This window comes from Soonwooa purpurea, from assembly GCF_053891095.1.
Map to the genome: position 1 here is coordinate 367731 of NZ_JBSSMA010000001.1, position 17550 is coordinate 385280.

Sequence of the window (17550 nt, forward strand, 5' to 3'; positions counted from 1 at the left end):
AAAAGTCTTAGTATTAAAGTGTTTATACAGATCTTTTAGTTTCAAAAAACTTTTCAAATTTAATTAAAATTTGTATTATCGCATTTGCTAAAAATTAAGACTATGCAGGATTTTTTATTTTATCTAAAACTCGGCTGGGAACACATTATTTCTCTCGACGCTTTGGACCATCAACTTTTTATACTAGCCTTGGTTGCAGTATATTCTTTTAATGATTGGAAAAAAATATTAATTCTTGTAACAGCCTTTACAATAGGCCATTCGGTGACATTAGCATTAAGTGTTTTCAATATGTTAAAAATCCCTTCCAATTGGGTGGAATTTTTAATTCCGTTGACCATCACGATTACGGCCTTGGATAATATTCTGATGAGAAACAAACAAAAAAGCCTTATGACGATGAATTATTATCTGGCTTTATTTTTTGGATTAATCCACGGAATGGGTTTTGCAAACACCGCCCGAATGATGATGGCTAAAGAGCAAAATATTTTCGCGCCGCTTTTAGGCTTTAATATTGGTTTAGAACTTGGTCAAATTGTCGTTGTTTTTGCAATTTTAATCATTCTTTTTATATTATTAAACATCTTTAAAGTCAACAGAAAAGATTGGATTATGTTTGTTTCTTCAGGCGTTTTTGCTTTGGCTTTAAAAATGACTTTAGAAAGAATTCCGCTTTAGACTAATAAAAATGTAACTTTTTAATAACTTCGTTACACTAATCTTATTCATAATCTTCATTCGAAATGAAATTAAAAATATCAGCAATCGCTATTAGCTGTTCTGCATTAGTATTTGCGCAGAACATTCAAAACAATCCAGGAAGCAATCATGGAAACAAATTCGAACAATTAGGCACCATTCTTCCAACACCTAATTCTTATAGAGCAGCTTCTGGAGCGCCTGGACATGCCTACTGGCAGAACCGTGCAGATTATGACATTTCGGCATATTTGGATGAAGACAAACGCAATCTACGTGGTGTAGAAACTGTAACTTATTACAACTATTCGCCAGATACTTTGGATTACATCTGGTTGCAATTGGATGAAAATCAACAATCAAGCGTTAAAAATGCGAATTATCAATTTTCATCAAACCTTCCAACAACGATAACAAGCGACAACTTAAAAACCACCGACCTTCCTACCAAAGACAATTCTTACGGGGTTAATTTAACGAAAGTTACAGATGCATCAGGCAAAAACCTCAGTTATGTGGTTAACAAAACCATGATGCGAATTGACCTTCCAAAAGCTATAAAAAAAGGCGAAACATTTACATTTAAAATCGAATGGAATTATAATATCCCCAACCGAATCCAACTTGGCGGGCGTGGAGGTTATGAGTTTTTCCCAGAAGATGGCAACGACCTTTATACCATTACACAATGGTTCCCACGACTTTGCGTCTATAGCGATTTCCAAGGTTGGCAGAACCACCAATTCACCGGGCGTGGAGAATTTGCTTTGGTATTCGGGAATTATAAAGTAAGTATTAATGTTCCTGCGGATCATATTGTTGGCGCAACTGGCGAAGGAAAAAACTTTGACAAAGTCCTAACATCTGCACAATTTGCAAGATATCAACAAGCGAAAACCGCGAAAGAACCTATTGAGATTGTCACTTTAGAGGAAGCTAAAAAAGCTGAAAAATCTAAATCCAAAGAACGTAAAACTTGGATTTTTGAGGCCAAAGATGTGCGTGATTTTGCTTGGACATCGTCAAGAAAATTTGTTTGGGATGGGATGAATGTCAACATTCCAGAAAACAACAACAATGTAATGGCCATGAGTCTTTATGGCAAAGAAGCCTATGGACTTTACCGAAAATATTCGACAAAAGCGGTAGCGCATACCATCAAAACTTATTCAGAATTTACGGTGCCATATCCGTATCCTGTAGCGCAATCTGTAGAAGCTGCCAATGGTATGGAATATCCGATGATTTGTTTCAATTACGGAAGAACCGAGAAAGACGGCACGTATTCTGAAGCGATAAAAAACGGAATGATTGGCGTAATTATCCATGAAGTGGGGCACAATTTTTTTCCAATGATTATCAACTCCGACGAAAGACAATGGAGCTGGATGGATGAAGGGCTGAACACTTTTGTACAGTTTTTAACTGAGACAAAATGGGATAACAAGTTCCCTTCTAGACGTGGTCCAGCAGACAAAATTGTTGATTATATGAAATTGCCAAAAGATCAACTAGAACCGATTATGAGCAACTCCGAAAACATTGTTCAGTTTGGCCCAAATGCGTATTCTAAACCAGCGACAGGACTTAATATTCTTCGCGAAACTGTTATGGGACGCGATTTATTCGATCAAGCTTTCAAAACTTACTCCAAGCGTTGGGCATTTCGTCATCCAGAACCTGCAGATTTTTTCAGAACCATGGAAGATGCTAGTGGAGAAGATTTGGATTGGTTTTGGAGAGGTTGGTTTTACAGCACAGATCCTGTTGACATTGCTTTATCAAAAGTTTCTTTAGCGAAACCAAATTTCGATGCAAAACCAAATTCTAGACAAATTAATTATAAAATAGATCCACCCGCAGAAGATGACATTAATGACATTTCTAAAGTAAGAGCGCGTGAGCAAAAAACAAAATTTTATGTTGATGAGGACAAAGATCTGCAAGATTTCTATTACCGCTATGCAAGAGGTCAGGAAAAAATAGACACCAACAAAACCTATTCTTTCACCGAAGATTATTTTGACAGCTTATCAAAAGATGAACAAAATAAATTCAAAAACATACAAGCCTACCAATTGGATTTTGAAAATAAAGGAGGTATGGTGATGCCTATTATTTTAGAATTTACTTTTGAAGATGGATCAAAACTAGAGGACCATATCCCAGCACAAATCTGGCGACATAACGAACAGAAGGTTTCTAAAATCTATTATTTTGATAAAAAATTAAAATCTGTACAACTAGATCCACGCAAACAAACTGCCGATATCGACATCTCAAACAATTATTGGTCAACAACGAATAATGCTTTGCCAGAAAGCAAGTTCCAAGTTTTCAAACAAAAACAACAAGGGGCCGTGCGCGGTGCTTCTAATGGACAGCTTAATCCAATGCAGGCATCCGGAAAAGGTAAAAAGTAAGTTTAGCACAAAATCTCTTTTTTCGGCCTTGTTAATAAACATTAATTTTTAATAACAATTTTATTATCAATAGCTTTCCCCATGTCAAACCCATTTGCCCCACTATAAAATCCGAATTAATTCGTGAAAATTAGATAAAAACAGCTTCCCTCATTATTCTTTTTCTGCCAAAATTTCACATTTTTATTTTTCTTCTGCCAATATTTATCCAAGAACCCTAGACAAAGCTCCAAGAACCAAGATGGCACATTCTTGGAGAATAAGAGAATAGATAAAAATTAAAAAATAAATATAATTATGTCAGTTAATTTCAAACCACTTTCAGATAGAGTTCTTGTTGAGCCTATCGCTGCAGAAACTAAGACTGCTTCAGGAATCATTATCCCAGACACAGCTAAAGAAAAACCACAAGAAGGTACAGTAGTTGCTGTTGGAGCTGGAAAAAAAGACGAACCTATGACGGTAAAAGTTGGAGACAAAGTACTTTATGGAAAATATTCTGGTCAAGAATTAAAATTAGATGGCAAAGATTTCTTAATCGTTAGAGAAGCTGACCTTTTAGGAATTATTGGGTAATTGCTATAGACAATAGGCAATAGGCATTAAGCTATAAGCAATGAGCAATGAGAGATTTTAGAAAATATGATGTTTGGCAACTAAGTCATGAGTTTGTTTTAGAAATTTACAAAATCACCAATGACTTTCCCAAAGAAGAATTATATAATCTTACATCTCAATTACGAAGAGCTAGTGCTTCAATTCCAACAAATATAAGTGAAGGTTGTGGACGAAATTCAGATAAAGAATTTAATCATTTCCTAAACATTGCTTTAGGTTCAACTTCTGAAACTGAATATTTAATTATTCTTTCAAAAGATTTAGACTTAATTGATAATTCAACAACTTCAAATCTTTTAGAAAATCAAATCATTTCAAAAGAAAATTATATAAATTAAAAGAAAAATTAAACTCGCATTAAGAATATAGCCGAAAGCTTATCGCTTAATGCTTAACGCATAAAAATTATGGCAAAAGAAATAAAATTCGATATTGAATCAAGAGACGCTCTAAAAAGAGGGGTTGATGCATTGGCTAATGCAGTAAAAGTAACTTTAGGACCAAAAGGTAGAAACGTAGTTATTGAAAAAGCTTTCGGTGCTCCACACGTAACTAAAGACGGGGTTTCTGTAGCAAAAGAAATTGAGCTAGAAGACAGAGTAGAAAATATGGGTGCTCAAATGGTGAAAGAAGTAGCTTCTAAAACCAATGACATCGCGGGTGACGGTACTACAACGGCTACAGTTTTGGCTCAGGCTATCGTAAGAGAAGGTCTTAAAAACGTAGCTGCAGGCGCTAACCCAATGGATTTGAAAAGAGGTATCGACAAAGCAGTAACGGCTGTTGTTGAAAACTTAAAATCTCAATCTCAAGCGGTTGGAGATTCTTCAGAAAAAATTAAACAAGTGGCTTCTGTTTCAGCTAATAATGATGAAACAATTGGCTCTCTAATAGCTGAAGCTTTCGGAAAAGTAGGTAAAGAAGGAGTTATCACTGTTGAAGAAGCTAAAGGCATCGATACAACAGTAGATGTTGTTGAAGGTATGCAATTCGATAGAGGTTACCAATCTCCATACTTCGTTACTAACCCAGAGAAAATGATCGCTGAGTTAGACAATCCTTATATCCTTTTAGTAGAGAAAAAAATCTCTTCAATGAAGGAATTATTACCAGTTCTTGAGCCAGTTGCACAAGGTGGAAAATCATTATTAATCATCTCTGAAGAAGTTGAAGGTGAAGCTTTGGCTACTTTAGTGGTAAATAAACTTAGAGGTTCTCTTAAAATTGCTGCTGTAAAAGCACCTGGATTTGGTGACAGAAGAAAAGCAATGTTAGAAGATATCGCAATTTTAACTGGTGGACAAGTAGTTTCTGAAGAAAGAGGAATTACTATGGAAAACCTTACTTTAGACATGCTAGGAACTGCTGAAAAAGTAGTTATCGATAAAGACAATACAACTATTGTAAACGGTGCTGGTGACGAAGCTCAAATTAAAGGAAGAGTTTCTCAAATTAAAGCTCAAATAGAGTCTTCTACATCTGATTATGATAAAGAAAAACTTCAGGAAAGATTGGCTAAACTAGCTGGTGGTGTGGCTGTACTTTACGTAGGTGCTGCTTCTGAAGTGGAAATGAAAGAGAAAAAAGACAGAGTAGATGACGCTTTACACGCTACAAGAGCAGCTGTGGAAGAAGGTATCGTAGCTGGTGGTGGTGTTGCTTTAGTAAGAGCGATTTCTGCATTAACAAACCTTACTGGTGAAAATGCTGACGAAACTACAGGTATGAAAATCGTAAAAAGAGCTATTGAAGAGCCATTAAGACAAATTGTAAGCAATGCAGGTGAAGAAGGTTCTGTAGTTGTTGCTAAAGTTGCTGATGGTTCTGGAGATTTCGGATACAATGCTAAAACTGGTGATTATGTAAACATGCTTGAAGCAGGTATTATAGACCCAACTAAAGTAACAAGAGTTGCTCTAGAAAATGCAGCTTCAGTTTCTGGAATGCTTTTAACTACGGAATGCGTAATTACAGAAGTAAAAAAAGATGATCCAGCAATGCCTCCAATGGGTGGTATGCCAGGAATGATGTAAGCATCTTTGACACTCAAAATAAAAACCGTTCAGAAATTCTGAACGGTTTTTTTATTATTCCTAATTCAAAAGCAAGTAAAACAAAATACAATTTCAACAACAACTAAAGCTTACATTTAAAAAAATCATAACATATTCAAACTTAGTTAACAAATTATTTATAAATATTCTTAACTTTATAAAATAATTACATACCCCAAATTCGGTATTTTATATGTCATAATTTTTTATAATTTTTGTATAAACTAATAACCATGAAAATTCAAGTTGCTATTGTCGAAGACGATAAGAACTATAACAACACGCTTAAAAAGCTCATTAATTATAATGAGCAAATGTGTTGTGTCGGGCAGTTTTTTTCGGGCAAAGCAGCTTTGGATAATTTGGTAACACTCAAGCCTGAAATCGTACTCATGGATCTTCAACTCTATGATTCTTGGGGGACCGACATTATTAGGGATTTAAAAATTCAAGATTCCAAAATACAATTTATCATTTGTACCAATTATGAAGACGACGAAAAGGTTTTTGACGCGCTTCGTTCTGGCGCTGTTGGTTATTTAATAAAAGGCGAAAGTTTAGAAAATATAACCCAAGCTATTATTACGGCATACAATGGCGGCAGTCCTATGAGTAACAATATTGCCAAAAAAGTATTGCTCCATTTTCAACATCAGGAACAAGATCAACAATTGGTAGACGAATTAACACCTACCGAAAAATACACTCTCAATGGCTTGGCAGAAGGGCTTCAGTACAAAGAAATTGCCGCTAACAAAGGTATTTCTCCTGAAACCGTAAAAAAACACGTTGCCAGTATCTATCGTAAACTAAATGTCAACAACAAAGTTGAAGCACTTAATAAACTGAATTATAACAAATATTAAAAACATAACAAACCATGAATCAGGATCAAGAACCACCAAACATATCAGGACCGATTCCTCAGGATAAAGCCTTTGAAATGATGAAAAATTTCGAAGATGCTTTTGGTGGGGACATTCTTATTGGCAAAACTTTTAAAATAAGTTATACTTTATTACAAGGTTTAATTAGCCAAAGAAAAGATTTGGTTTTACGATTTGCACAAGTTGACAAAGAACTCAATCTACTTTTTATTGATGAAAATACAAAAACCAAATTACTAATCGATCCCCATGTTGCAGCAGAAGTTGACAGTACTGTAACCGATGCGATGCGAAATAACTTCAACAATGCTAGCAAAGGATTAAGACCGAAGTTTGATAACTACATCACAAGAATGTTTGACGACGGCACAACGCACGAGAACACGCGACAAATCACCATAACTTATGAAAATAATTTTGACGCCTTTGATCCTCAAAAATATACAGGAATAATTTTGCAAATGGCTATTGACAGCAATACAACTGATAGAGATAGATTACACAAATTGACTTTTGTAATGCATTTTGAACCCAAAGCGGCTTCTCCTACAAAAGTAGTCTATTACGATTTCATGCAATTATGTCCGCCTGGTCAGTGTTTCTAAATGATTGTACTATATATTTATTTAGCTATTGTTGTATTATGTTTTGCTTCTTCTATTATCAACAAAGAAGCAAAACATAATTTTCTATGGCTTTATTTTGCTTCGGTTTTTACATGTGAGATACTCAATATATTAAAGATTTTACCTTACATGATATATGTCCTTACAATGCCTATTTATATATTATTCTTTATTTATTATTTTAGTTCAGAAGAAAAAAACAAAATAATAAGTTGGATACTCGCGATAGGAACACTTATCACAAGTACACTCTACTATAAAAAAGATGTCAATTATCAAATCATACTAAGCGTTAATATGAGCTTTGTCTATATTTTTCTAAGCTTACGATGGTTTTTTCTACAACTGCAACATACAGATCTGATTCCTATTTTTAAAAAACAAAAATTTTGGGTGTCAACCAGTCTTCTTTTTTTCGGAATCGTCTTTATATTCCGGATGGTTCCTGTCAATATTTTTGATGTCGTTGATAAAGATTTTTTAATGGCGATCAATAAAAGTTTTCATTATGCCGTAATTATATCTTATCTTTTATTTTTAAAAGCAACAACTTGTAAAGCATGATTCTAGCAGTTCCTTATGAAGTAAAATTAACTTTTGCATTTGCTGTCGTGCTTTTGCTGCTTTTTATTGGCTTTCTCATCTTCGTCGTTTTACTTTATAACAAGAACCAAATCAATCATATCAAAGAAAACCAAATTAAAGATATTGAACATAAAAACCTTATTCTCCAAAAAGAAATAGAAAAACAAAAATCCTTACAATCCGAAAGAGAAAGGATTTCGCATGACATGCATGATGATATAGGCGCGGGACTTTCTGCCATTAAATTGCAATCCGAAATCCTCAAACACAACATCGATAACAAAAGTATTAGCAAAACAGAAATCGATGAACTTATCCGGATTTCTGAAGAGATTAATCTTTCTATGCGGGAAATATTATGGTCTCTTAATTCTTCAAACGATAATCTGCGCCGTATGATTGACTATTGCCAAAACTATGTGGACAGTTATTTATCCAAAACAGATATTCAGTTTTCATATTCCCAAAACATTGAAAATCCAGACAAAATAGTGAGTGCCGAGATACGTCGCAATGTGTTATTAATTATAAAAGAAGCGTGCCACAATATCGTAAAACACAGCCAGGCAACCCATGTTAGTTTTGATGTTAAAGAAAATCAAAATGACATTGCAATTACAATTCAAGACAATGGAATCGGCATACAGCAAGAACGCGTGGATGGCTACGGACTAACAACCATGAAATCTCGAGCAGAAAGTATCGGCGGTGATTTTGAAATCTGTAAAGAGTCCAAAGGCACCAAAATTAATATCAGCATAAAACTAGACTACGAATAATAAAGGCTAGAACTTCTAAAGCCTTTGGTTTTTCTTACATTCCTGCTTATATATAAATTCTACCATGCTTACATTATAACTTAAGTTGGGCACATCAACTTAAATTAACACTTGACAACTTCGTGTGTAAATATTTAAATAAGCTTAAATATGAATTGCTTTTAATTAAATTTTATATTTACAAAACCTAAACTTACTATTAAAATGAAAAAATGTTTACCATTATTAGCAGCATTCTTTTTTTCGAATGCTGTTGTAGCACAAGAAAGTCAGGCTTTCCATGCAACAATGGACGGAAAAAGTGCTATTGAACTTCAAAAACTATTTCCCTGCGAAGTTGAAATTTTAAAGACAACCGACAATCAATCGGCCGTTTTCTTAACCGAAAAAGCCGCGCAACATCTTCACAAAAATATTCTGACACATGGTCCTGGTTATGTTTATCAACAAGATGCAGAAACAGCCTCGGACGTTTTATCAAAAAAAACAGATAACAACCAAAAGCTTCTTAATCTTACAATAACTGAAAATGATTGGGTTAATCATAGTATTTCTAAAGTAAATGCCGAGAATATTAAAAATCATATCATGACTTTGCAGGCTTATGGCACACGTCGTCACGATAATCCCAAAGGGAAACAGGCGGCACTTGACCTAAAGACAAAATGGGAAAATATGATAACCGCTTCTGGACGCACAGACATTAGCGTTTCCATCTTTAACCACAATGCAACACCAATGCCTTCTGTAATTTTGAAAATTAACGGCGCCACAACGCCTAACCAATCGGTTATTATTGGTGGACATTTGGATTCGATTTCTTTTTCTGGACAAGCGCCTGGCGCAGACGATAATGCTTCTGGAATAGCCAGTATTACTGAAATGTTGCGCGTATTACTTGACATTAATTTCAAACCTCAAAGAACGATTGAAATCATGGCTTATTCTGCTGAAGAAGTTGGATTGGTGGGATCAAAAGATATTGCACAAAAATATGCTTCTGAAAACAAAGACGTGTTGGCGTATGTGCAATTCGACATGACCAATTATAAAGGATCGGCAAAAGACGTGTATTTAACAACCGATTCTTATAATAGCAATGATCTCAATTTGTTTTTAGTAGAGTTGATGGAACATTATAACAAAACGGGTGCACATACATTCACTTATGGCAATACGATTTGTAACTATGGTTGCTCGGACCATTTTAGCTGGGCACAAAAAGGCTACAATGCCGCGTTCCCTTTTGAAGCGAGTTTTGATGACTCTAATCCGTACATCCATTCTTCGCAAGATCTAATTTCTGTTAGCGGAAGCACAGCAACACATGCTGCAAAATTCGCAAAATTAGGTTTAGAATTTTTAATAGAAGCGGCAAAATCCAGCCAAGCCTATATGGCTGTACAAACTACTAAAACTAATGATTTTAAAGTTGTTGTTGATAAGAAAATTTTAAAACTTATCAATTTTAAAACCAACATTACATCTATTAAAATAATAGATGCTTCTGGGAAAATTGTAAAAGAGGTTGTTAATCCAAAATCAGATTTTATTTCTTTAGAACATTTAAAAGAAGCCTATTATCTCTGTGTTATCGAAGATAATAATGGAAAAATAAGTACTACAAAATTTATTAATCAATAAAAAAAAGTCCCAGAAAGTTAACTTTCTGGGGCTAATTCTATCACAAGACCTTCTAGTTCATCCGTTGCGGGAATTTGGCAACTAAGACGGCTATTTGGTTTTACATTGTAAGCTTCATCCAGCATCGCTTCTTCGTCCACTTGCATTTCTGGTAAAGCAAGGTTTTCGCTTAACACATAACATTGGCAAGATGCGCACATTGCTAGGCCACCACAGATACCGATTGTTCCTTCTGGAACCAACTCGTACGCGCGAATAACCTCCATAAGACTCATCGCCATATCGGTTGGTGCTGCAACATCATGAGAAACGCCTTCTCTATCTATGATTGTAATATTTACATCAGACATTTTTTAATCTTTTTACAAATTTAATAAATATTAGTGGTAAAGAAAATTTCGATTGAGAATAAAAATACCTAGAACTCGGTATATTTTATCATTTAATATAACTTAAATTTGATGTAAGAAAATGTTTGACAACATATTTTTATAGTCCTCAGTTAGAATAACCATGAATTCTTAAATCATATTTCACAGTTTTATTATTTAAATTTATCACTAAAAAAAGCCTAAGTCAAAAACTTAGGCTTTATGTATATATTTTAAAAACTGATTAATCTATTGATTTCACAACGGCTTTTTCAGCTTCTTTTCTTGTTCCATCAAAACCATCAATTCCTGATACTGTCGTATACTTAAGAACAAACTTCTTACCTGGATTAAGTCTGTTATAAACACTTTGACACATCAAGGTCGCCTCGTGGAAACCACAAAGAATCAACTTCAATTTCCCAGGATAGGTATTGATATCGCCGATGGCGTAGATACCATCAATATTGGTTTGGTAATCCAATGCGTTGTTAACTTTAATTGCATTTTTTTCAATGTCTAAGCCCCAACTTCCTAAAGGTCCCAACTTCGGCGTTAACCCGAACAATGGAATTAAATAATCGGTTTCAATAACGGATGTTTCACCATCTTTAGTAACTTCAATAGCGGTTAACTTCTCCTCACCTAGCAATCCTGTGACTTCGGCTGGAGTTATAAGATTAATTTTTCCTGCTTTTTTAAGTGCTGATACTTTTTCAACAGAATCTAAAGCACCACGGAATTCGTTTCTTCTGTGAATTAAAGTAACATCCGAAGCAACATCTGCCAAGAAGATCGACCAGTCCAATGCAGAATCTCCTCCTCCTGCGATAACGACTTTTTGGTCGCGGAACATTTCTGGATTTCTCACGAAATATTCAACGCCATTTTCTTCAAATTTATCAAGATTTTCCAACTCAGGTTTACGAGGATCGAAACTTCCAAGTCCTCCAGCAATAGCAATTGCTTTACCTTTGATCTTGGTTCCTCGATTGGTTGTTACAATAAAATCGCCTTCTTCCGTCTTCTCATAAGTCATTGCTTTTTCTGACAAAGAAAACTGGGGCTCGAATTGTTTGATTTGTTCCATCAAATTATCAACAAGAACGCCAGCATCTACACTAGGAAAACCAGGAATGTCGAAGATTGGTTTTTTGGGATAAAGTTCCGTTAATTGTCCGCCAGGTTGTGGCAAAGCATCAATAAGATGACATCTTAACTTTAATAATCCTGCTTCGAATACCGCAAATAATCCTGTTGGACCTGCGCCTATAATAATGATATCTGTTTCGAACATTGTATAAAAATTTCTGTATGCAAAGCTAAACATTTCAAGTACATTTAGCTTGATAGTCAATAATGATATTGATTAGTTTTATTTAATTTTAATTAATTATTACGCTGAATAAGAGCCATATAAAAGCCATCATAACCTTGGCTCGGCATTATCTTTTCTTCTTTTACCAAAGAATAATTCGGATTTTTTGTCAAGAATTTTTCAACCTGAAGATTATTTTCTGATGGCAAAATAGAACAGGTCGCATAGATTAACTGTCCTCCTACTTTTATCATTTTAGAATAATCTTGAAGAATTTGTTCTTGCTCACCTTTGATTCTATCGATAAAATCTTGGTCAATTTTCCATTTGGAATCTGGATTTCTTTTCAAAACCCCAAGTCCAGAACATGGCGCATCAATTAACAGACGATCCGCTTTATCGTGCAATCTTTTGATAACTTTAGAATCCGAAATAAAACGAGGTTCAATATTATGCGCACCAGCACGTTTTGCACGACGCTTAAGCTCTGCCAACTTCCATTCGAAAATATCAAGCGCAATAATTTGGCCTTTATTCTTCATCAAAGCGGCTAAATGCAGCGTTTTCCCTCCTGCGCCAGCACAAGCATCGACGACGCGCATACCTTCTTTAACGCCCAATAACTCACCAATTAACTGCGATGAAGCATCCTGAACTTCGAACAAGCCATCTTTAAAAGCAGATGTTAAAAATACATTTTTCTTCTCCTCCAACTGTACAGCATCTGGATAACCATTGATGGTGAATGCTTCGACCTGTTCGTCTTTAAGATCGGCAACCAATTCTTTAGGTGTTGTTTTCAACGTATTGGCACGCAAAACAGTTGGCGCTTGTTCGTTAAGTGCCAGCATTTCTTTTTCCCATTTTGGTCCCAACTCTTTCTCCAAAGTTTCTGCTAACCAATCTGGAATCGAATATTCTATTGCTTTTGTCGGCAAATAACCTTTTTTAAGTTTGGTTAAAATATCTGCAATTTTTACACCGTCAAATTCTTCAAACTTCTTATAATGGGTTTTGCTCCAAAGCAGATAAGCTAGGATTAGTTTGTAAACATTATTCGGTTTAACACCTTCTCCCATATAATATTCGAGGCGTTTTTTCCAACGGATAATGTTGTAGAAAATCTCCGATACAACTTGTCTGTCCTGGCTTCCCCATTTTCTATTGGCTTTCAAAAGTCTTTCGATAACTTTATCAGCATATTTTTTCTCCTGAAAAAATGTTTCTTGTAAAGCGTCGTGGATGCCGATAAGAAGATTGCGATGTATTAATTCCATAAAGTAAAGCTTCTAATAATAAAGAAGTGTGCAAATTTACGAAAAATAAAAAAGTTCAGAAATTAATTCTGAACTTTGGATATTTCGTTTTGCTTGGTTTGATTTTTGGGCAAAAGGCTCACTTCCACATCACTCCAATTTTCTCCCGTTTTGATGCGGTGTATTTGCATATCAGAAACGCCAAATCTTCTCGCCAATCTTGCCATAGGCTCGCCTTTTTGCAATTTCATTTTGATGAAAACAACATCGCTGTACGATAACTTGGCATGATCTCTATGTTTTTTTTCTTTACGTTCTAATTTGAGATTATGTTCTATCCATTTCGGGCTTTTCAAGCCATGTTCCACAACTTCTTCTTTTGTAGCCCAAGCGAGATTTTCTGCTCTATTGTCTTTTTTATCAAAATTTTTATGAATAACAAATTTCTTAGTTTCTGGTTGATCATTTTCCACAAACAATTCGGCAACAGCTTTGTGCACCAAAACATGAAAATATTTGGCGCGTTTCTTATTAATCTTTGCGCGTTCTTTGGAAAGTTTTTTTAACAATTTATCTAAAGCTTCTTTTTTAGAAAATAGTTTTCTCTCAATTTTTCGACTTTCATCGTAAGTGGTGGATTTTTTCTTTAGTGAAGCATTCAAAACTTTAATTTCTGCACGAAGCTCATCGACTTCTTTTTGAAAATCAGATAAAGCTGCAGCAGAAACTTCATCCATTTCTGCCAATCTTTTGAAACGGATAATTGGATAGCCTTCTTGTAAGCCGCCATTTATAATTCTGCCTTGGGGACAATTTACACTATAAGATTTGACTTCTCCATAAACAGAAAATTCGAGTTTTGTATTCTCATCCTGAGATTCATCGTTGGGATATACTTTCCAAATTACATTAGTTCTCTCCACATTAATTACATTTTGAACAAAAATAGGAATTCAGATTAGATAAAGTCCAAATAGAGACTTAAAAACATGATTTATTAACATATTTTATAGAATTCATTCGGTCTTGGCATGGTATTTAATAAAATTGATGCCTAACAACTTAGGCTAAGACAATCTACTAATCAAGCTAAACAAAAAATTAACGCAGAAGGTATTGGTGAGATTTTTTTACCAAAACAGCATTTACTGTTAATTTATTGTTAATTACGTTTTGACATTTTTGTTAAATATAATAATTTAATAATTTTGTCAAACTTTTTTGTTAAAACCTAGAAATGAGTCAAGAAATCAAAAAGGATGACACCGAAGCAATAATCCGAAGAACCGCTAAAAAATTATTTTTTGGTGAAGGAAAATTCAATGCTACAACGCAAGAAATAGCTGATGCTGCAGGTGTTAACCGTACTTTAATCAATTATTATTTCCGTTCAAGAGACAATTTGTTTAATTCAGTTTTTGAAGAAGCCCTTAAAAAGGAGAAGGAAAAATCAGAATTTATTCTTAACTCTGAGATGACTTTCAAAGAAAAATTAAGTTTTTTCATCGAAGATTCTATGAACAAAGCGATGCAGTATCCATATTTGGAAATCTATATTGTAACACAAATGAACCAAGGTTGTGTCTACAACAAGCCGGAAAACTATGACGAGATCATGTTAAAATTAGGCGATGAGTTGGAGAACGAAATAAAAATTGGGAATGTTAAACCAATTTCGGTGCAACAATTCTTACTCAATTTAGCATCTTTAGTTTCTTTTCCTACTTGCATGCGTCCTTTGCTAAAGGAAACCATGAAGTTAGATGATGAGGCGTTCGACAATCTTCTAAAAGAGCGAAAAGAAATCATCCTCAATACTTTATTTTTAAATTAAGAAAAACGTAGAATTTATATATTATGAAACATTACACTAATTACAAAGCGAAAGCCATATTATCTGGCGCGCTATTAGTGTTCGGTATGTTTTCTGGGATTGCACAAGAGTCGGTTTCCTTATCGGAAGCCATTCAGAAAGCTTTACAAAACAAAGCCGAAGCCAAGAAAGCTGCTTTGCAAGTGCAAAAAGCAGAGTACAAAATCGACGAAGCGAGAGCGGGCGCACTTCCACAAGTGAAAGTTGGCGGAAACCTCACCTACAACCCAGTCATCCAACAGTCTGTTTTACAGATGGGCGACCAAACTTTGGTTGTTAAAATGGGACAACCCTGGACTTCCAACATCGCAGCAACTGTTAACCAAGCGCTGTTTGACCAAAAAGTTTTTATTGGTCTAAAAGCAGCAAAATCAACTAGAGAATTTTATGTTCTTAATGCCCAGTTGACGAATGAGCAGATTATTGCCAATGTGGCTACCGCATACTACAACGTCTTTATTCAAGAAGAAAATCTTAGAACTCTAGAAGCCAGCTACAACAACACAGAAAAGGTACGAAACATTATAAAAAGTCTTGTTGATAATGGTCTGGCAAAACAGATCGACCTGGACAGAACCAATGTACAGTTAACCAACATCGCTTCTAACAAGCAAAGAGTAATTAATGGCGTTGAATTATCAAAAAACGCACTTAAATTCTACATGGGAGTTCCCATGGAAACCGCTATTGTTTTAGAAGAAAAATCAATTGAGCCAAAGCCCGAACTTATAGAAACATTAGCCAATATGGATAATCGTTCTGAAGTTAAAGTTTTGGAAAAACAAAAAGAGTTATTACAATATAATAAAAAAGCGACACAAGCGGCACTTTACCCAACGGTAGGACTACAAGGTCAATATGGCTGGTATGGTATGGGAACAAAATTTCCATTGACCAATGGTACATCAAACGGTGTTAACTGGAGCGACTTTGCATCTGTTGGGCTTAATGTCAACATCCCCATCTTCACAGGTGGAGCTACGAAAGCCAGAATACAGCAAGCTGAAATCGACATTCAGGATGTAGAACAGGATATCGAAAATACCAAACAAAGTTTAAATCTAGATTACAAAAACTCTGTTACTAATATCGAAAATGCTTTAATCAACCTTAATAGCATGAAAGATAATGTGGACTTAGCTGAGAAAGTTCAGAAAAATACACAGTCTAATTACCAATATGGTTTGGCAAATCTAACCGAGCTTTTGGACTCAGAAAATGCTTTAACACAAGCGAGACAAAACTATGCTAATGCATTATTGGATTACAAACAAGCCGAAATTCAGTTAATCAAAGCTAAAGGAGAACTTAATACCTTAACACAACCATAATAAATAAACGATTCAGAAAATGAAAAAAACTCTTATATATATCATTGTAGCAGCGGTTCTTGTAGGATTGTTCGTGTACAAAATTACCACCAACAAAGAAGAACAAACGGCTAAAGTAGCTGAAGTTGCTAAACAAGTTGATAAAATTAATGTAAATGTTATAACAGCATCTAGATCAGACATTAATACAGATTATTCTGCCAACGGAACTTTTATTCCTAAAGCTGAAACTAATCTTTCTTCGGAAATTGCTGGTCGTGTGGTAAGTGTTTTGGTAAAAGAAGGTTCTAGAGTTGGCGCTGGACAAGTGGTTGCAACCATCAAAAAAGATGCAATCGAAGTAGACATGACACAAGCGCAAAACAATTTGCAAAACGCTATTATTGATAATCAACGTTACGAAAATGCTTACAAAACAGGTGGTGTAACAAAACAACAAGTTGACAACTCTAGACTACAACTTAAAAATGCACAGGCTGCAGTACGTGCACAAGGCGTGCGAGTTAACGATGCGACAGTCCGTGCAGGTATCAGCGGAACAATTAACAAACGAATGATTGAGCCTGGTGCTGTAGTTTCTCCAGGAACACCAATGTTCGAAATCGTAAATATTAACACCCTTAAACTTTCTGTTTTAGTAGACGAAAGTCAGGTTGGAAAAATTCAGTTAGGGCAAATCGTAAATATTAATGTTAATGTTTTACCAGAAGAATCTTTCGCAGGTAAAATTACATTTATCGCACCAAAAAGTGATGCGTCGCTTAACTTCCCAGTAGAAATCGAAGTTGCAAATAATGGGCAGCTAAAAGCAGGTATGTACGCTACAGCTATCTTCAAAACCAACCACGGTGCCGCTACTCAAAATATGTTAACTGTGCCTGCTGAAGCTTTCGTAAATGGAGTAAGTTCTGGACAATTATTTATCGTGAACAATGGCGTTGCTAAAATGGTAAAAGTAACTACCGGAAAAGTGTACGGTGATAAAGTACAAATTCTTTCAGGTCTTAATGGTGGCGAACAAGTAATTACCAGCGGACAAATTAACCTAAACGAAGGTGCAAAAATCAATATTGTAAAGTAAGT

Annotated in this window: 16 protein-coding genes; 12 read left to right on the top strand and 4 right to left on the bottom strand. The window is 35.0% G+C overall.

The features are described 5' to 3' along the window. The first annotated feature begins 102 nt into the window (after positions 1-102). From ACVFVN_RS01610 to ACVFVN_RS01650, 9 genes are all read left to right on the top strand, one after another. A complete protein-coding gene (locus tag ACVFVN_RS01610) occupies positions 103-681 on the top strand; it encodes a HupE/UreJ family protein (protein ID WP_456233894.1) in 579 nt (192 codons plus the stop codon). A gap of 65 nt (positions 682-746) precedes the next feature. Continuing rightward, positions 747-3125, top strand: coding sequence for a M1 family metallopeptidase (locus ACVFVN_RS01615; RefSeq protein ID WP_456233895.1), 2379 nt, complete (start codon positions 747-749; stop codon positions 3123-3125). Between the two features lie 297 nt (positions 3126-3422). Then, complete coding sequence (locus ACVFVN_RS01620) at positions 3423-3701, top strand: co-chaperone GroES (RefSeq protein ID WP_165133220.1); 279 nt, start codon at positions 3423-3425, stop codon at positions 3699-3701. 47 nt (positions 3702-3748) lie between these two features. Continuing rightward, positions 3749-4081 (top strand): four helix bundle protein, encoded by a 333-nt coding sequence (locus ACVFVN_RS01625; RefSeq protein ID WP_456233896.1) that lies wholly within the window; start codon positions 3749-3751, stop codon positions 4079-4081. Positions 4082-4150: 69 nt separating this feature from the next. Next, positions 4151-5776 carry a chaperonin GroEL gene (gene groL, locus ACVFVN_RS01630; protein WP_456233897.1) on the top strand — a complete coding sequence of 542 codons (1626 nt, stop codon included), beginning with the start codon at positions 4151-4153 and terminating at the stop codon, positions 5774-5776. Positions 5777-6030: 254 nt separating this feature from the next. Next, positions 6031-6663, top strand: a complete 633-nt coding sequence (locus ACVFVN_RS01635) for a response regulator (RefSeq protein ID WP_165133229.1) — start codon at positions 6031-6033, stop codon at positions 6661-6663. A 14-nt stretch (positions 6664-6677) separates the two neighbouring features. Then, the gene (locus ACVFVN_RS01640) at positions 6678-7289 is read left to right on the top strand and encodes a hypothetical protein (protein WP_456233898.1); all 612 of its coding nucleotides are present in this window, start codon (positions 6678-6680) and stop codon (positions 7287-7289) included. 581 nt (positions 7290-7870) lie between these two features. Beyond that, positions 7871-8674, top strand: coding sequence for a sensor histidine kinase (locus tag ACVFVN_RS01645; RefSeq protein WP_456233899.1), 804 nt, complete (start codon positions 7871-7873; stop codon positions 8672-8674). 204 nt (positions 8675-8878) lie between these two features. Next, a complete protein-coding gene (locus tag ACVFVN_RS01650) occupies positions 8879-10318 on the top strand; it encodes a M20/M25/M40 family metallo-hydrolase (RefSeq protein ID WP_456233900.1) in 1440 nt (479 codons plus the stop codon). Positions 10319-10335: 17 nt separating this feature from the next. Here ACVFVN_RS01650 and ACVFVN_RS01655 read toward each other — a convergent pair whose 3' ends face one another. From ACVFVN_RS01655 to ACVFVN_RS01670, 4 genes are all read right to left on the bottom strand, one after another. Continuing rightward, complete coding sequence (locus tag ACVFVN_RS01655) at positions 10336-10668, bottom strand: 2Fe-2S iron-sulfur cluster-binding protein (protein WP_165133241.1); 333 nt, start codon at positions 10666-10668, stop codon at positions 10336-10338. A 265-nt stretch (positions 10669-10933) separates the two neighbouring features. After that, positions 10934-11986, bottom strand: a complete 1053-nt coding sequence (locus ACVFVN_RS01660) for an NAD(P)/FAD-dependent oxidoreductase (RefSeq protein ID WP_456233901.1) — start codon at positions 11984-11986, stop codon at positions 10934-10936. 92 nt (positions 11987-12078) lie between these two features. Further along, positions 12079-13284 (bottom strand): RsmB/NOP family class I SAM-dependent RNA methyltransferase, encoded by a 1206-nt coding sequence (locus ACVFVN_RS01665; RefSeq protein WP_165133247.1) that lies wholly within the window; start codon positions 13282-13284, stop codon positions 12079-12081. Positions 13285-13346: 62 nt separating this feature from the next. Further along, positions 13347-14186: an HNH endonuclease gene (locus ACVFVN_RS01670; protein ID WP_456233902.1), complete on the bottom strand. Its 840-nt coding sequence runs from the start codon at positions 14184-14186 to the stop codon at positions 13347-13349. Between the two features lie 314 nt (positions 14187-14500). Between ACVFVN_RS01670 and ACVFVN_RS01675 the strand changes: the two genes are divergently transcribed. Genes ACVFVN_RS01675 through ACVFVN_RS01685 form a run of 3 tightly spaced genes read left to right on the top strand, consistent with a single transcriptional unit; the run spans position 14501 to position 17548 of the window. Continuing rightward, a complete protein-coding gene (locus tag ACVFVN_RS01675; RefSeq protein ID WP_165133251.1) occupies positions 14501-15097 on the top strand; it encodes a TetR/AcrR family transcriptional regulator in 597 nt (198 codons plus the stop codon). 23 nt (positions 15098-15120) lie between these two features. Then, complete coding sequence (locus ACVFVN_RS01680; RefSeq protein ID WP_165133253.1) at positions 15121-16467, top strand: TolC family protein; 1347 nt, start codon at positions 15121-15123, stop codon at positions 16465-16467. 19 nt (positions 16468-16486) lie between these two features. Beyond that, entirely contained in the window at positions 16487-17548 is a 1062-nt protein-coding gene (locus ACVFVN_RS01685; protein ID WP_456233903.1) for an efflux RND transporter periplasmic adaptor subunit, read from the top strand. Positions 17549-17550 lie beyond the last annotated feature (2 nt).

What these genes read in the sequence shown, in the direction of transcription:
- ACVFVN_RS01610 (WP_456233894.1), top strand. Translation starts at nt 103, where the DNA reads ATGCAGGATTTTTTATTTTATCTAAAACTCGGCTGGGAACACATTATT.
- ACVFVN_RS01615 (WP_456233895.1), top strand. Translation starts at nt 747, where the DNA reads ATGAAATTAAAAATATCAGCAATCGCTATTAGCTGTTCTGCATTAGTA.
- ACVFVN_RS01620 (WP_165133220.1), top strand. Translation starts at nt 3,423, where the DNA reads ATGTCAGTTAATTTCAAACCACTTTCAGATAGAGTTCTTGTTGAGCCT.
- ACVFVN_RS01625 (WP_456233896.1), top strand. Translation starts at nt 3,749, where the DNA reads ATGAGAGATTTTAGAAAATATGATGTTTGGCAACTAAGTCATGAGTTT.
- groL (WP_456233897.1), top strand. Translation starts at nt 4,151, where the DNA reads ATGGCAAAAGAAATAAAATTCGATATTGAATCAAGAGACGCTCTAAAA.
- ACVFVN_RS01635 (WP_165133229.1), top strand. Translation starts at nt 6,031, where the DNA reads ATGAAAATTCAAGTTGCTATTGTCGAAGACGATAAGAACTATAACAAC.
- ACVFVN_RS01640 (WP_456233898.1), top strand. Translation starts at nt 6,678, where the DNA reads ATGAATCAGGATCAAGAACCACCAAACATATCAGGACCGATTCCTCAG.
- ACVFVN_RS01645 (WP_456233899.1), top strand. Translation starts at nt 7,871, where the DNA reads ATGATTCTAGCAGTTCCTTATGAAGTAAAATTAACTTTTGCATTTGCT.
- ACVFVN_RS01650 (WP_456233900.1), top strand. Translation starts at nt 8,879, where the DNA reads ATGAAAAAATGTTTACCATTATTAGCAGCATTCTTTTTTTCGAATGCT.
- ACVFVN_RS01655 (WP_165133241.1), bottom strand. Translation starts at nt 10,668, where the DNA reads ATGTCTGATGTAAATATTACAATCATAGATAGAGAAGGCGTTTCTCAT.
- ACVFVN_RS01660 (WP_456233901.1), bottom strand. Translation starts at nt 11,986, where the DNA reads ATGTTCGAAACAGATATCATTATTATAGGCGCAGGTCCAACAGGATTA.
- ACVFVN_RS01665 (WP_165133247.1), bottom strand. Translation starts at nt 13,284, where the DNA reads ATGGAATTAATACATCGCAATCTTCTTATCGGCATCCACGACGCTTTA.
- ACVFVN_RS01675 (WP_165133251.1), top strand. Translation starts at nt 14,501, where the DNA reads ATGAGTCAAGAAATCAAAAAGGATGACACCGAAGCAATAATCCGAAGA.
- ACVFVN_RS01680 (WP_165133253.1), top strand. Translation starts at nt 15,121, where the DNA reads ATGAAACATTACACTAATTACAAAGCGAAAGCCATATTATCTGGCGCG.
- ACVFVN_RS01685 (WP_456233903.1), top strand. Translation starts at nt 16,487, where the DNA reads ATGAAAAAAACTCTTATATATATCATTGTAGCAGCGGTTCTTGTAGGA.